This is a genomic window from Pseudomonas sp. TSO6 (genome assembly GCF_056098905.1).
The window spans coordinates 1-273 of the sequence record NZ_JBLZWV010000106.1 but is presented as its reverse complement, the minus strand read 5'-3'; the positions used below and the strand labels follow the sequence as shown (position 1 = coordinate 273).

General features: G+C 67.4%; 1 protein-coding gene. It reads left to right on the top strand.

Going from position 1 to position 273, the window contains the following annotated elements; all coding sequences use genetic code 11:
• The coding region (locus ACN6NG_RS30000; RefSeq protein ID WP_474317553.1) for an Ig-like domain-containing protein at positions 1–273 on the top strand (273 nt) is incomplete at both ends.

Here is a 273-nt window from a genome sequence, read left to right as displayed (position 1 = left end):
TCGCCAATGCTGACGGCACCTTCAGCATCGAACTGAACCCGGCCCAGGCCAACGGCGAACTGCTGGATGTGGTCGCCATCGATGACAGTGGCGTTTCTTCGCTGCCTGCGCAGGTCACCGCGCCGGATATCACCGCGCCGGCCGCGCCGACCGAACTGGCCGTCAGCGCTGACGGCACCGTGCTCACCGGCCGTGCCGAACCGGGCAGTACTGTGCGTATCCTGGCAGCCGACGGTACCGAACTGGGTACTGCTCTGGTCGGCCCGACCGGTG